This is a genomic window from Bartonella sp. AA74HLJMH (assembly GCF_042197045.1).
GTDB lineage: Bacteria > Pseudomonadota > Alphaproteobacteria > Rhizobiales > Rhizobiaceae > Bartonella.
Genome location: NZ_JBHIRJ010000002.1, coordinates 99,105 through 113,722, shown reverse-complemented (window position 1 = coordinate 113,722; position 14,618 = coordinate 99,105). Strand labels below are relative to the sequence as shown.

At 38.3% G+C, this 14,618-nt stretch carries 15 protein-coding genes; 8 read left to right on the top strand and 7 right to left on the bottom strand.

The genetic code is table 11. The features are described from left to right. Positions 1-1,521: 1,521 nt before the first annotated feature. The 6 genes from ACFINH_RS02040 to ACFINH_RS02015 form a co-directional block, all read right to left on the bottom strand. A complete protein-coding gene (locus ACFINH_RS02040) occupies positions 1,522-1,734 on the bottom strand; it encodes a hypothetical protein (RefSeq protein ID WP_375617918.1) in 213 nt (70 codons plus the stop codon). After that, positions 1,727-1,939: a hypothetical protein gene (locus ACFINH_RS02035; protein ID WP_273790903.1), complete on the bottom strand. Its 213-nt coding sequence runs from the start codon at positions 1,937-1,939 to the stop codon at positions 1,727-1,729. Before ACFINH_RS02035 ends, ACFINH_RS02040 begins: the two co-directional genes overlap by 8 nt. Next, positions 1,863-2,099 (bottom strand): hypothetical protein, encoded by a 237-nt coding sequence (locus tag ACFINH_RS02030; protein ID WP_273790902.1) that lies wholly within the window; start codon positions 2,097-2,099, stop codon positions 1,863-1,865. Before ACFINH_RS02030 ends, ACFINH_RS02035 begins: the two co-directional genes overlap by 77 nt. Further along, entirely contained in the window at positions 2,096-2,758 is a 663-nt protein-coding gene (locus tag ACFINH_RS02025) for a lysozyme (protein WP_375631969.1), read from the bottom strand. Before ACFINH_RS02025 ends, ACFINH_RS02030 begins: the two co-directional genes overlap by 4 nt. Before the next feature lie 774 nt (positions 2,759-3,532). Then, positions 3,533-4,459 carry a YopJ/AvrA family T3SS effector serine/threonine acetyltransferase gene (locus tag ACFINH_RS02020; RefSeq protein ID WP_375631967.1) on the bottom strand — a complete coding sequence of 309 codons (927 nt, stop codon included), beginning with the start codon at positions 4,457-4,459 and terminating at the stop codon, positions 3,533-3,535. Between the two features lie 334 nt (positions 4,460-4,793). Beyond that, positions 4,794-5,738: a YopJ/AvrA family T3SS effector serine/threonine acetyltransferase gene (locus ACFINH_RS02015; RefSeq protein ID WP_375631965.1), complete on the bottom strand. Its 945-nt coding sequence runs from the start codon at positions 5,736-5,738 to the stop codon at positions 4,794-4,796. Positions 5,739-6,468: 730 nt separating this feature from the next. On the opposite strand from ACFINH_RS02015, the gene ACFINH_RS02010 reads away from it, so the two are divergent. Then, entirely contained in the window at positions 6,469-6,666 is a 198-nt protein-coding gene (locus tag ACFINH_RS02010) for a hypothetical protein (RefSeq protein WP_375631963.1), read from the top strand. A 550-nt stretch (positions 6,667-7,216) separates the two neighbouring features. On the opposite strand, the gene ACFINH_RS02005 is transcribed toward ACFINH_RS02010, so the two are convergent. After that, positions 7,217-7,783, bottom strand: coding sequence for a hypothetical protein (locus ACFINH_RS02005; RefSeq protein WP_375631961.1), 567 nt, complete (start codon positions 7,781-7,783; stop codon positions 7,217-7,219). 1,844 nt (positions 7,784-9,627) lie between these two features. On the opposite strand from ACFINH_RS02005, the gene ACFINH_RS02000 reads away from it, so the two are divergent. The 7 genes from ACFINH_RS02000 (at position 9,628) to ACFINH_RS01970 (ending at position 14,569) form a co-directional block, all read left to right on the top strand. Further along, on the top strand, positions 9,628-10,149 hold the full coding sequence (locus ACFINH_RS02000) for a hypothetical protein (protein ID WP_375631959.1): 522 nt from the start codon (positions 9,628-9,630) through the stop codon (positions 10,147-10,149). An 86-nt stretch (positions 10,150-10,235) separates the two neighbouring features. After that, the gene (locus ACFINH_RS01995) at positions 10,236-10,712 is read left to right on the top strand and encodes a hypothetical protein (RefSeq protein ID WP_375631957.1); all 477 of its coding nucleotides are present in this window, start codon (positions 10,236-10,238) and stop codon (positions 10,710-10,712) included. 48 nt (positions 10,713-10,760) lie between these two features. Next, positions 10,761-11,315: a hypothetical protein gene (locus ACFINH_RS01990; RefSeq protein ID WP_375613263.1), complete on the top strand. Its 555-nt coding sequence runs from the start codon at positions 10,761-10,763 to the stop codon at positions 11,313-11,315. A gap of 260 nt (positions 11,316-11,575) precedes the next feature. After that, complete coding sequence (locus tag ACFINH_RS01985; RefSeq protein ID WP_375631955.1) at positions 11,576-11,836, top strand: hypothetical protein; 261 nt, start codon at positions 11,576-11,578, stop codon at positions 11,834-11,836. 1,023 nt (positions 11,837-12,859) lie between these two features. Beyond that, positions 12,860-13,363, top strand: a complete 504-nt coding sequence (locus ACFINH_RS01980; RefSeq protein WP_375631953.1) for a hypothetical protein — start codon at positions 12,860-12,862, stop codon at positions 13,361-13,363. A gap of 174 nt (positions 13,364-13,537) precedes the next feature. Continuing rightward, complete coding sequence (locus ACFINH_RS01975) at positions 13,538-13,930, top strand: hypothetical protein (RefSeq protein WP_375631951.1); 393 nt, start codon at positions 13,538-13,540, stop codon at positions 13,928-13,930. 48 nt (positions 13,931-13,978) lie between these two features. Beyond that, complete coding sequence (locus ACFINH_RS01970) at positions 13,979-14,569, top strand: hypothetical protein (RefSeq protein ID WP_375631949.1); 591 nt, start codon at positions 13,979-13,981, stop codon at positions 14,567-14,569. The last annotated feature ends 49 nt before the right edge of the window (positions 14,570-14,618 follow it).

The window sequence follows — 14,618 nt, the reverse complement described above, 5'->3', positions numbered from 1 at the left end:
AAGAAAGATACACCAATGCCTCCGATGCCTGCTGGCGGAATGGGTGGAATGGATTTCTAAGCTCTTTTCCATAGACGTAATAAAGAAACGGGTCTTCTGTGCCCGTTTTTTTTTATGCTTTTTCACGTTTCATACAGTTTTTCCTTTTATGATAGTTTCTTTATCTTATAGGATTGTTCTATTCTCCTCTGGTTGATCTACCGTTATTGTGAATGAATTTCACTCTTAATCCATAGCTTTTTCTCTTGTTTTTATGAAATGTTTCTATTGTGCGGGGATCGTGGTTTCCTTTGAAAATATTGTGCTAATAAAAATATAACCATTTGATTTATAATCATTTATTCCTAATACAGTTCTGTTTTTTTATTTCAGGTTTATGCATGCATCGTTAAAAAATCCTGGGTTTGTGCTTCATAAGGTGAGAGGTCACTACGGTTTTTATGAACCAACGCAATCATTAAAAGTCAGTAGTTAAAAAGAGTCAGTAGTTAAGAGTTAGTACCTATTGAGCGTTGGAAAGACAGAGTTGAAAAGAGCATGATGGGGCTGGTTTGTTTTTTATGAATAAGATGCTGGTATTTCAAGCTTTTGCATAGGAGAGATAAGCATCTCTCTGTTTCGTTGATCTCTGAAATGGGGAGACTGCTCCATTTGAGAAGCTTAAAGATAAAAGCTAATTTTTCGCCTTGCTCTCATCTTTTTTTCGGTAAGCTCATCACCTAAACTGGAGCCAAACCCATATTGTTATACTCAAGTTCTGTTTGTTGCCTATATTGTGACAGAAAATTCTTGGGGGGGGGGAGCAATTTTTGAACTAAGGGGACCATGACAGGTAGCCGAAAAAAATCATGACAAGACAGTAGGCGCGCTTGTTTTAGAATTTTTAATGCTTCTGATGATAAAGGCACGCGAAATTCTGTTGTAGCCTCATGCCTTCTTTTCATATTTTCGAGCCAAGGGTTTTCCATATATTCTCTTCAACTTGACCTTTATGCATAGAACATAAGGGAATTGAGAGGGTGGAAATTGAGAGACAGGGAATTGGGAGGCAGGGTATTGGGAGGGTGGAAATTGGGAGTCAGGGCATTGAGAGGGTGGAAATTGGGAGGCAGGGTATTGGGAGGCAGGGCATTGGGAAGGTGAGAGGAGGATGAGAGGTTTTATGTAAGGCTACCATTACATTGCTTGTTTATGCGCTTCTTTAAAAGAAATGTCTTTTAATACAAATTCTTGGCAATGCTATTTATGAAGAGTATAAAATCATTTGGATATCAATAGATTATTAAAAAAATGTATGTTGGTATGATCCTTTTCTTATGTTACCAAAGTTGCTGACTTACGCGTTGGTTAAAAATCTCTCTTCATGCCCTTAAATTCATTTCATGAAAGTGTTTGTGAAGAGTGTATAAAAATTTCTCGTGAGACATGAAAAATCATCAATAAAACTCCATGTTATTCAAAAAATAACGAATGGCTTTTTATATTTAAAAGATTTAACATGTCTCACGTTTTTTATTTATTTTAGAGCTGAATATTCGATTTTTGTGTAAAAATACTTCCCAGCACATCTATGATCCGTGAAAAATCAAGTGCTAATAAGAAAATGATGAATATAATCCACTTCGTATAGCGTGACATCATTTTTACACTTTTATACGTTGTGATGATTTCTTGTAGGATTTCTTTTTCCTTTTCTGTAAGCTCTGTTTGTTTTTCTGTTTTTTTTCTAGCCATGTTTCCACCCACACAAGCCTTCCCCTTGTTTGTTATGCTTTAAAATATCTCTTGCGAGATTTGAACTGATGATATTGAGATCTTTTTTGTCTAAATAAATGGGCATCCAACCAACGCAAGAAAAAGGCTCATTGATTGTTTTTATCGCGCAACCAGTGAGTAAGAGCAGCGCGTACATCAGCATCACTTTTTTGATTAATTTCATTTTCCACCTCTAGCCGTGTTGTTGATGACTTTAGCGTTTTTTCTATTTGCTTTTGTTGTTCAACCTTCTTTCCAAGAGTGAAAGCTTTTGCTAAAGCGATAAAAAAAGCGGTCAGAGCCGCTCCTGTTATCATCAGATTTTTTTTCAACCACCACATCATAAGCGCTGCTCCCGAAACCGTTTTGCCACAAAGAAAATGCCAACGCAGGCGGCTAAAACCATAATGGTTGCTAATGCCCATTGGATAGGACCATTGCCTGCCAATAAGCCCCCAAGTCCAGAAAAAGAACCAATAATCGGTGTAAGCGCTTCTGCTTTGAAAAATCCCATTGGAGCTTGCGTTTCTACAGTTTGGTAGTTGGGAGAAACATAAGCCCCTTTTGCCCATAATCCCGATTCTGCTGCACGACGGTGCACTAAACCGTGAAGACGTTTTCCTCCTGCTTTAGTCCACTTTTGTAACTCAGCAGGGACAGCCTCATATTCGCCATTATTGAGCTTTTTTAGAAGGGTCGAATTACAAAAAGCCGATGTTCCTATATTATAGCAAAACGATACGAGCGCGGCGAATTGTTCATCCGTTAAAGAAACCGTCACATGTTTTTCAACGGTATTTTCAAATTGTCTTAAATCTTGAGAAAGAACTTCTTCTGCTTGTTTTTCAGTAATGATCATGCCCTTGTGAACGAACGGTTTGCCAGCCGCGCTGGTATGACCATAGCCAATTGTCCACACCCCGATGGCATCTTTATAGGCTTGTAAACGCAATCCTTCCCATTGTTTAATGAGCGCAAGCCCTGCTTTAGATATTTTTCTCATTTGCTTCTCCATAAAATAAAGCCTCACGTTAACGTGAGGCTGGTTGACAGATTAAAAATGAATTTTTTCACGCTTCAAAAACAGAAGAGATGTGAAACTTTTATGAAATCAAAAGGTTGGTTGTGACATCTTAGGGAATGGGGGAATGGTTGGCCAAGAGGGATAATGGCTGGGCAAGTGGAATAATGGTTGGGCAAGTGGAATAATGGTTGGGCAAGAGGAGTAATAGTTGGGCAAGAGGGATAATGGTTGGGCAAGAGGAGTAATGGTTGGCCAAGTGGGATAATGGTTGGGCTGGTGTTTTCCGTTAAGAGAGGTTGTTGATTTTAAGAGCTTGTCCTGGTGTTTTTGATGGAGCCTTCTTGGGGTGCGGGAAGCTGTTTGGTTGATGCACGATAAGTGTGGTCTATTGCGGTTGTTTGGTCGTATGGCATTGATGTGGGGGTGTTTGAGATACGAAGTGGATACTCTCAGAAAAACAAGACATATGCTTTTACTGAAGACGAAAGCATTCAATATTTTATGTATCAAACGTTTTGCTTATCCAAAGAGTCTCATTGTTACACAGAGCTTTGGGCTAACAAGAGCTGTGGAATTTTGATACAATTTTAAGAGGGGCTGGTTTTTATAGGACAATGGTGCTTTTTCTTTAAGAGGAAAGTTGTTTGCTATTTTTGTTTTATGAGCGCAAAAGCTGGTTTGCTTAGAGAAATCTTAGCCGTAAAGCAGCCTCTCTTCGTTCTTTGATGAATAGGAATATGGAAAAAGCCTCACTTACATCATTAGAGATTTGTATTCTGTGGCTCTTTTTCTGTGTTGTGAAACGGAAACAGTTTTTCCTTCTGTTGCTACCAAGCTTCTCTCAAACCTCTCGTTTAGGGTTTCGCCTTTTTTGTTTACTTTCTCCTGTGCTGCTTCTGGATTGGCTTTTAGATATTCCCCAAGACGTCTTCTTCCTTGCACGTGTTTGTAAAAAGAGGTTGGAAGATATGAATCCAATTTTTCAGCAGGTAAAGGCGTGTCTGGTTTACATAAGACACCTTTAATATTATCTTTGTGCAGTCTTTCTAATTTAGCAGATTCGGTATGAAGCTTTTTAGCGAGCGCTAAACAAAACATTCCGCATTCAGAGGAACTGCGTTGAATGTCCATTTCTGCCATGGCAAAAGAACAGTTGGGCAAATTATGCGCTTTAAGGGCCAATTGCGTCCTTAATGCGAGTACCGCTGGTTTCATATTGTTGAATGTTGTAGGTTCAAAAAATATCACCGATGTTTTGTCCTCTATGGTTTGATGATCAATGACCGCAAAATGGATTCCCCTGTCCTTTGTGTGAATGATAAATCTAGAAGATTGAACGCCGTTTTCGATGGCTTCTTTGAGTGCAAGGGCAAAGCCGTGAGATGATGCTGCCAATTGAAGACGCATGTCGGGATATTTACGATTTGCCTGATCTACCAAGGCTGGCATTAGTTTAAGGTCTGTACTTGCATAATCAGCTGTGAACCAACGACCCGTTGAGATATCATCCTCTAAACGGGCAATGATACTTTTTAATTCTTCACGATTGAATGGGATATTTTTGCCTTTTTCGCTACTGGGTTGTTCTAAATGTGCAGTAAGAGTGTCTAACGATGCATTTGCACTTGCTCCTTCTGGTGTTTGTGAGGAATGAGGGAGGGAAGAATCTTGTGGCTTCATACTATTAGCCTCCATATTGATAATCTATAGGTGATATTATCTTCTTCAATTCTGGCTAAACAATGTTTGCAGGAAAGATTTTTAGCTAGAAAAAACAAAGAGATGAAATCATCTTTATTTAAATTACGAAAGACAAAACCCCACGCTTTTCAGAGTCAAAGGTAAGGTATCTTTTTATCTTTTAAGAGATCACGCTGCTTACTGTTTGCATCTATACCTCTTTACCTCTTTCAAAGGGAAAAGAAGATTTGCTAACAGCAATTTATGCCTTACCGTAAAGCTACAGAGCTTCATTCTTCGTGGATGTGGAATATGGCTATGGCCAAAACGCTTATTACATCATTAGAGATTTGTATTCTGTGGCTCTTTTTCTGTGTTGTGAAACAGAAACAGTTTTTGTCTCTGTTGCTACCAAGCTTCTCTCAAATCTTTCGGTTAGGGTTTCGCCTTTTTTGTTTACTTTCTCCTGTGCTGCTTCTGGATTGGCTTTTAGATATTCCCCAAGACGTCTTCTGCCTTGTACGTGTTTGTATAAACGAGCTGGAAGATATGGATCTAATTTTTCAGCAGGTAAAGGCGTGTCTGGTTCACATAACACACCCTTAATATTATCTTTGTGTAGTCTTTCTAATTTTTGAGCTTCGAGATAAAGCTTTTTGGCAAGGCTTAAGCTGAACATCCCACATTCAGAGGAGCTTCGTTGAATATCCATTTCTACCATGGCAAAATGAATATTCGGAAATTGGTGATGTTCAATGGATTGTCGCGTTCTTAATGCAAGTAATGCGGGAAGCGTGTCACGCAGTGAGGTAGGTTCTAAAAATATCAGAGATGTTTTATTATCAATGGTTTGATGATCGACAACCGCAAAATGAATTCCACTATCTTGTGCGTTAACGATCAGCCTAGAAGATTTTATGCCCTTTTCGAGCGTTTCTTTGAGTGCAAGGGCAAAGCCGTCAGGGGGGCTTGTAAGTTTGAGATTCATCTCTGGATATTTACGATTTGCTTGATCGACCAAGGCTGGCATCATGTACAGATCTAGAATATCATAATAATTTTTGATCCAACTGCCATCGGCATTATGCTTTTCTAAACCGGCAATAATATCTTTTAATTCCGCACGATTAAAAGGGGTGTTTGTTATTTTTTCAATGTTAAGCCGTTCTAAATGTGCAGTAAGAGTGTCTAATGATGCATTTGCATGCGCCCCTTCAGGTGCACTGGCCCCTTCTGGGGTTTGTGAGGAATGTGGTGGGGGAGAATCTTGTGGCTTCATAATCTTAGCCTCTATGTTGATGATCGATAAGTGATACTATCTTCTTCAATTCTGGCTAAACAATGTTTTGAAAAACAAGCCTTTGCATCTTGAAAGGTGAGGCGATGAGAGCATAATGATATCGTTTTCATATTTTTATGCGTGTATTGCTCATCATTGCTGTGATGTATGATATTGGTATTTTATGGGGGGATTATTAGGGCGTTCTATTGGGAGCCCTTATTGAATACCACTTGTTTTGAAAATCTCAAAATTATGGGGCTGTTGGTGATGCAAATTGTGTAATGCAAAAGAAAACAGTCAGAAAAAGACGAAAGATACCTTCAAACCGTAAAGTTTTAAACATTGTTGCGAAACACACTGTTTTATAACAGTCTATAATAACTTATAACAGTCTATAATAATGCGAAAATTTTATGATGAAATCTGGACGCAGAAAACCCCTTACCGCACCCATCATTAAATACGATTTTTCATATTCTGTCAACCGCAAAACGATTATTTTTCCTCCTTTATCGCGGGAAAAATCTACAGAAAAAAGCTCATTCATTGGCTATGCAGCAAAATATCTTGTTTTAATGGAAAAGTTTTTGATGTGGCAAAAAACATTTTCTCCTTTGAGAAAGGAGGGGACAAGATGAAGGGAGAATTGTGGTTTTGAAATCCGTGGTATTTTATTGATGGAATTGGGAAGGTGGTGGTTGGAAGGTGTTGCGGGGCAAAGCTTTAGGTGTTGGCGATTTGTGGGGGTGATTGGGGCTATGCTGGCTGTCGTATTAGCGGTGGTGTGATGTGGGGGGGTGGAGGGTTATCGGTGCAGTTGTTGATGAGGGAGGAGATTGTTGGTAGGGGCTTTTTCTTTCGTTTAAGGGATGATGCTTTTAATTTTGTCAAAGATCAACGGGTTGTTTTAATGATAAGATATTGATTTATAGTGGATATTTTATCGTTATTTATCTTGAATGAGAAACCCAGATTATGCTGAAATAAAAGCCATAGTTTTTGTCCGTCATAAGATCAGGAAAGCCATATGGAATTGTACAAGAAAAGACGTAAAATGACGATAATGAATTGTCTGAAGAGCTAAGGATGTCGCGATATTGGGTGAAGTGTATGATGAGGGTGGTTTGTTACAATGGGGGTAGAGGGAAGAATGTTGCTGTTTTTTAAAGAGGGGGCAATATTTATCCTGTCCATGCCGTGAATATGCCGTGAAATATTGTCCTTTGAGGCATGGTTAAGTGAGGCATGGGTAGGTATAAGGTTAAGTCTCTTTGACAGTTGAAGTATTTTTTTAAAGGGCGTGGTGGATATTTTTAAGCTTGTTAACCCATGAAATTCTATGAAAGGGCATGCTCAGTGGATCTCAAGTGTCACTTGCCAAAGGGGACTTTATAAAGGCGCTGGTTATAAAGAGGCATGTTATAAAAGGAGGGGGAGAATCTTTATCCTGTGAGGGGGAGGAAATGATGGGTGTTTTAGCCAAGGCTCTTTTGGGTAGAACTGTCAAAATGTTTATAAAGGGCATCAAGAATAATACGCAACGAACCAACAAGATTAGGCAGCGGTTGATCTTCTATAACAAGATAGTGTAATGCCGCATGAAAGTTGTGTTGACGATGTAGATATTGTGCTTCTTTAATCGCTTCTTGCATAGCTTCATAGTGTTCCGTTGCTCTTTGGACCCATTGCTTTTTTGCTTTCTCATCTGATGCGCTGTGCGTAAAACCATCGTAATAACCGTTTGGTAAACCTTTTGCACATAAATAGTCGTTTCTAATTTGCAAGTATTGTTGCGCCGTGTCATATTGCTCTTTACTGATGCCTGATGAAGCCTCTTTATAGCCAAGCAAACAAAGACGCCCAATATAGGTTCCGACAAGCGGATTTTTCGCTTCTTCGAGGCTTAAACCAAAGTGTTTTGCACGCATTTCAATCGCAGATTGAAGCGCAGATTCGCTGGAACTTTGGGCACGTGAAATACAGCTATTGGGCTCTCGCTTTCCTGTTATTTTCGATCTACCGCGTTTTTTACGTATTTTCATGAACTTAACCATTTGAATGAAAAAGAAACTGTCTGTTGATGGGGGACAGTGATGTAAAAAGCACTTGGCGCAAATATTGGGGGGAGCAAATACTTAAAAGGAGGAAAATACTTAAAAGGAGGAAAATACTTAAAAAGAGGAAAATACTGGGGGAGTGAGCAAATACTGGGAAATATCAGCCGTTGCAGATCAAAAAACAAACGATACTAAAGGCGTTTTAAATGCAAAGAAAAGCAACGGTGTGGGGCGAAAAAATCATCTTTAAGGTGGTTTCTTACCTTTTTTATCTTATCCCTATCAGTCTTATCTTCCGCCCCTGTCATGCTTATTTTTTTATTGCTAGCGGATTATTTGCTTTTTAAATATTTCTTAACTGTTCTTGAGAGATTGAAGGAAAATTTTTGTCAAATGTGAATGAAAAAATAACAATGGATTTCAAGGGCATGTCATCGTCTTTCTAATAGGAAGTTTTTTCTAATGGGATTATTTGTCTCTTTTTTCACGAGCGCTTTGTGGAAATTTTTCAATTCCACTTTTGAAAGGTCATTGTTTTCTTAAGTTGGAAGCTTTTTATTTGGGTTCTCTTATTTTTTTGTTGTTGGGCGCTTTCCCAAGATATTTGATATACATCACGCTGTTAAGCATACTTTTATCCTTTATAGGAGATATGTCGTCTTCTGTTGAGTGGCAGAGAGCGGCAAAAAGCAAACCTCCGCATTCTATTATAATAGCATAAGATGCCCTATATTTTCAAATAAAATATCGTTTATCGGCTTAAAATAAACTGTGAATGATCTCGCTATTTTGTTTGGTGTATCCTTTATAAGTATCCTTTATAGAGTATAAAAATCTCCGTTTTAATGGATCTTATTATAAAACGAGGGGATGTCGTTTAAAGGACGGAATGCATTATCGAAAGAGGCTGTTTTTATAAGAAGAAAATGCCTTTATAAAAAGATGCTTTTATAAGAGATGCCTTGATGAATGTAGGGGCTATACAAATGTAGGGGCTGTGAGATATTTCATCTTTAATGAAGAATTTTTAAAATGAAGCCTTTTTGATTAAGAAGCTTTCAAATGAGGATTAAGGTTGTTTGTCGCACGTTTTTTATACTGGATAATCGATTGCTTGTTTGACTTTGTTTTGTGTTGCTTTTTAAAGAGCCATGTCTTAGGGCTCTCTTTTGCCCATTTTGCAAGGGTGCTCATGAAGGGTATAACGATAAAGTCCCCAATGAAATCCATACAAAGTTTGAATAATATAAAATCTATTGCACACTTCCATTTTTACGCTTGTGAAGAAGAAAGTCCGTAGCATCACACATTTTGCCAGCTCTCATGGTTGCGGACAGCTCTTGGCATTTGAGACGCTTCCTTAGAGGCATTTATCATCCTTTCTTAATGTTTTACTCTATACGGCTCTTTCTGCTTGTAACGCGCAAGAGACATGGTTTGGGTTGATTTAATATGGAATAGGTTTGGAATAAGACAATCCTACGGTATTTAGGGTTCTCATTTAATATGAAAAACAATAAATTGTTATAAATCAGTGTATTGTTTGTAAACTTTACACATCAGATATTTCTTAGATTGAATATTTTTGCTTGTTGAGTTTTGTGAAACATTGTCTTTTGAAGTGTGGGTAATAGATAAGAGGATACAATGGCATTTGTGCTTGTAAGGTTTAGGGATTGTATGTTGTCACGTATGAGAAATTTTAAAAATAGACTTAAAGGGGCTTATAGCGCGTGTTTCATGGTGAAAAGAGTGCTAGATAAACCGGTTTTGCTGGTTGCATGTTCTCAAAGAGTGAGTGGGCATGTTAGAAGTGAGAAAATATCCGTATGATCGAAGATAAATCACAACACCAATCTGCCCATAAGGGAAATATGGCTTTTGCGTCACAGCCCGTGTTGAATCAGTGTGCGGTTTTCAAAAAATGGACGGCTCTCTCAAGAAAAGATTACGTCATCATTTTGTGTTTGGCTATCCTCTTGTTGGTGCTTTTTGCCGCGACTGTCTATATGAATCCTTTGGAGTTTTTTCACGTTATATCCAAAGAACAGTTTCAAGCACTGGGACAAATGGAACAAGGAGATCTTCGAAAAATGATTAAGGAGATCTTGAAACAGCCTTTTGAAAATAATCCTGCAATCGTGTTTTTGCGTGACGCGGGATGGAATAGTGTTTGGGCTTTTTTATGTCTCTTGCCGCAAATGATTTTTGGTGTTCTTGTGGTGTTCTTTCCACTCTTTTTTGTCTTTAACGCTATCTCTAAACGGGAGGTGAAGGAAATGATGAAGCTGTGGGATACATTGCCAGAGCAGCAACAGCTAGACAACCAATCTCTCAACAAAACACAATAGGGAAACAAGTGGCTGCTTCTTTTATAAGTACTTTTGTAATTTTGACCACAGTATGGTGGAGTACTGTCATGTTTCTCGGGGAGATCATGATACTTTTTTCTACTCTGATGACAATCTTGGTACTTTATTATTCTTTGATAAAACGGACAATATTGTTGTGTGGGATGCGGCGGAAATTAAAAAAGGGTGCATTGCAGAATTTGGGGCATAATCAGAAAGTCAGCATAGGACAAAATACAGTTTGTGCAATAAAGTTCAGCCCCCTTTCTTTTCAAGAATCTTTGGAACTTTCAAGAAAAGATTATTGTATCATCTTTTTTCTAGCTTTCATTGTGATTGTGGTTTTCGCAGTTTTGCTCGCTTTTTTTGCTTTTCTTCCAAAATCTGTGATTTTTTTACACAATTATATGCCTCTATTGTTTAAGGTTGGCGGTTTTGGCATGCAGCTGCTGTTTTGGTTTTGTGCGTGTATTGTTGTCGCTTTACCTGTCATTTTAATCTTCCATAGTCTCCTTCATTATGGCGTGAAAAAAACAATAAAGAAATTAGAAATGGTTGCTTGAGAAGAGAATAAAAATGATGATTTCACATCAATGCGATAGGGGAAACACGTGACTATTGTTATAAAATTTTTGGCTTTTTTAGGGTTCACCATCATTGCCATTGTAATGTTTATGGTTATGATCCGGCTTCCTTACCGGTTGATCAAGCATATGAGGTTATCTTTTAAACTCTCTCAAGACTTGAAAAAGAGTACAACGCAAAAAAAGCAAGCCATACAACAATTGTGCAATGATCTGGGAGAAATGAAAAGACACAATCTCGCACATAAAACCCTTGATGCGACAATGCGCTTTCTTAACTTCAAAGAATTTCTGCCTCTTTCTTCGAAAGAATGTAAAATAATCTTTTTTATCTTTATCCTCTTTACTGTTTTGCAATCTGCTTTCTTTGTCGCAAATTTGGTATGGTGGAAGAGCGATATGGTCGGCGTTATCATGCAGCTGTTGAGCATTCTATGGTTTGGGCTTCTTCTCTTTTTTCCGATCATTGGGATCATGTGTATAAAATTAACGAGAAAATTGAACAAAAAACTTCAACAATTGAAAGAAGCAATACAACAACGCGATCAGGCAATTCGTATGAAGAATGGGCGTGGAGGATAAAATGACCAGTAGTCTTATAACATTAATGGCCTTTTCTTTCCTGTTCTTTATGGTCTTAAATGTTTTATTGTGGGTGCCAATCGTTGTCATTTATTACCTGTTTATCAAGCGTGCGAGGCTTTATTGTCGCGTGAAAAAGGAACTGAAATGCGTGCTTAATGAACGCGATATCGCCTTAAAACAGATCTCTCCAAAATAAAAAACAGCTTTCTCTTGTTTGGCAAAACTATAAAAAAATATGCTATCTTTCTACGGTCATAGTGACAGCTCCAATAGTTATAACTGCTGTCGTTAAGGTATGGAGAAGGAAGAGCTTTGTTTCTCTTGTCGTATTCGAGCCATTGGCATGGATGTTTGCCTGTACTTTTTTATTCTTACCGATTGTTTTTATTATGCGTTTTATCGTGACCCGTCAGTTGAACAAAATGATACGGCAATTGGAAGAAGAGGTTGAGCAGAAAGGAGCTCCCGTCATATTATACGATGTGAGCGAGGAAAAAGTGAAGAGAGGCTTTTGTTGAGCCTTGCTTTTGACTTGTTCATTAAGGAGCATGGGGGACACTTCTCGTTTTATGCTTTTTTATATTTGTGTCGTGTTTTGAAAAGAATTGAGGCTCTTGCTTGAGTTGAGGCTTTTGTTTGAGTGGGGCTTTTGCTTGAGTAGGATTCTTGCTTGAGTGCTGAGGGGAAAGTGAAGAGAGGCCGCTCTTGGACTTTACTTGCTGTTTCTGTTCTCTTAAAGAGAGAAAATCTTGTAATTTATTTTCTTTTTATCAAGCATAAAAATGTGTCTTACCAAGCGATATTGAGAGCGAAAAATCTATACTTAAAGCAAAAGATATTCTGGTGTTTGGGGAAGAAAGCCCATTTTCTTGCAGGTGGAGAGGTAAGACGCATAGAGAAGGTGAGCCAAAAGCACACGTTTTGCTCCATGGAAAGTGTAACAGTGCTTTTAAAGAGCTTGGGGTGGAGGGGGAAAATTGAAAGAAAAGAGGGACATCTATTTATTTACGAGACCGTTATTTATTTACGAGACCGCTAAGGACAGTTTCTCTCTCTCTGGATGAAAAAGGTTTTGTGCAATTTGGTTATGGAATTGTGAGAGACGCTGGTATCCATGCGGCGGCTTGCCAAATAATTAATCCTTATCATTTTAGGGCTTTGCCAGATTGACAACGAGGCTTTAAGGCAAAGGGGTGGATTTTAAGGCAAAGAGATTGAAAATTTTTGAGGAAGAGGTAAGCGTAGGGCGTGTCGTGTACTTGAGGAAGTTTTCGATGAGGCAATGAATGAGGTTGATCTGGGACTGAGGTTGATCTTGGCCGCGTGCTTGGCTTTCAATAGAACACCCTTCCTTGGGAAAAGGGGTGTTTTGGCTTGTAAGCGCGCATGTATAAGCGCGTATAGGGCAAATGAATAAAATACGTAGAGGGGATTTATAGTACTTGCATTACTCTGAGAAGGGTGCTAAGCGAATTTACCGCGCTGGTGGCGTGCTATCAAATATTGAAGAGTGGGAATTTTAGAAGTGGGGGAGTATCCGTATGATCGAAGATAAATCACAACACCAATCTGCCCATAAGGGAGATAAGGCTTTTGTATCGCAGCCAGTGTTGGATCAATCGGCAACTTTCAAAAAATGGATGATGCTTTCAACAGGCGATTATATCATCATTTGTTGTTTGGCTATCCTCTTGTTGGTGCTTTTTTCCGCGTCTGCCTATATGGATCCTTTGGAATTTTTTCACGTTATATCCAAAGAACAGCTCCAAGCACTGGGAAAAATGAAACAAGAAGATTTTCAAGAAATGAGTCAGAGTTTTATACAGATTCCTGCGATCGAATTTCTTCGTAACTTAGGGTGGAATGGTGTTTGGGCTTTTTTATGTCTCTTGCCGCAAATAATTTTTGGCTTTCTTTTTGGGTTGTTTCCGCTCTTTTCTATTTTTAACGCCATATTTAAACGGGATGCGAAGGAAATGATGCTGCAATGGGAAACATTGCCAGAGCAGCAACAGCTAGACAACCAATCTCTCAACAAAATATGATAGGGGGGAAAAGTGATCACTTCTATAATGCCTCTTTTAATAACTACATTATTGATCTCCTTAGGGATAGTTATCGTTATTTATTCTGCGTGGAGCATGATACTCTTTTCTACCGTGAAGATCATCTTGTCCATTTATTATTCTTTGATAAAACGGGCAGTACTGTTATGTAAGATGCGAAGGAAATTAAAAAAGGGTGCAGCGCAGAATTTGAGGCATTATCAGGCAGGAGGGAGAGGACAGAATACAGTTCTTGCAACACAGTTGCGTGCCTTTTCTTTTCAAGAATCTTTGCTTCTCTCAAAAAAAGATTATAAAATAATCTCTTGGATGGCTTTCATTGCAGTTGCGCTTTTTATACATGCTGTGCTTTTTTCGTCTTTTACTATACGATATGCGATTGTTTCACACAATAATCCGTTGTTTTTTTTGTTATTGATTGAAGCGCTGCCGTTTTTGTTTATTTTGGTATGTAGTGCCATCACTTTGCCTGTTATTTTAATTCTCCATAGTCTCCTTCATTATGGCGTGAAAAAAACAGCAAAGAGATTAGAAACATTTGTTTGAGAAGAGAATGAAAATGATAATTTCACATCAATGTGATAGGGGAAAAAAGTGAGCATTATAATACTACAACATTTGGCTTTTTTAGGGGGCATCATTATTGCCATTTTAATGTTTATGGTTATGATCAGGCTTCCTTACCTGTTGATCAAGCATATGAGGTTATCTTTTAAATTCGCTCAAGACTTGAAAAAGAGTACGACGCAACAAAAACACGCCATACAACAATTGCGCAACGATCTGGGAGAAATGAAGAGACACAATCTCGCGCATAAGACCCTTGATGCGAAAATACGCTTTCTTAACTTTAAAGAATCTCTGCCTCTTTATTCAAAAGAATGTAAAATAATTCTTTTTATTTTTATCCTCTTTACCGTTTTGCAATTTGCTTTCTCTATCGTACATTTGGTATGGTGGAAGGATAGTATGGTCAGTTTTATAATACCGCGGTTTTCAATAGGTCGCATTATTTATGGCCTTCTATGGTTAGGGATTCTTCTCTTTTCTCCGATCATTGGGATCATGTGCATGAAGTTAACGAGAAAATTGAACAAAATACTTCCACAATTGGAAGAAGCGATACAACAACGCGATCAGGCAATTCGTATGCAGAATGTGGTAGGGGGACAAAATGACGAGTAGTCTTATAACATTAATAGCCTGTTATTTCCTGTTCTTTACGCTCTTAAAT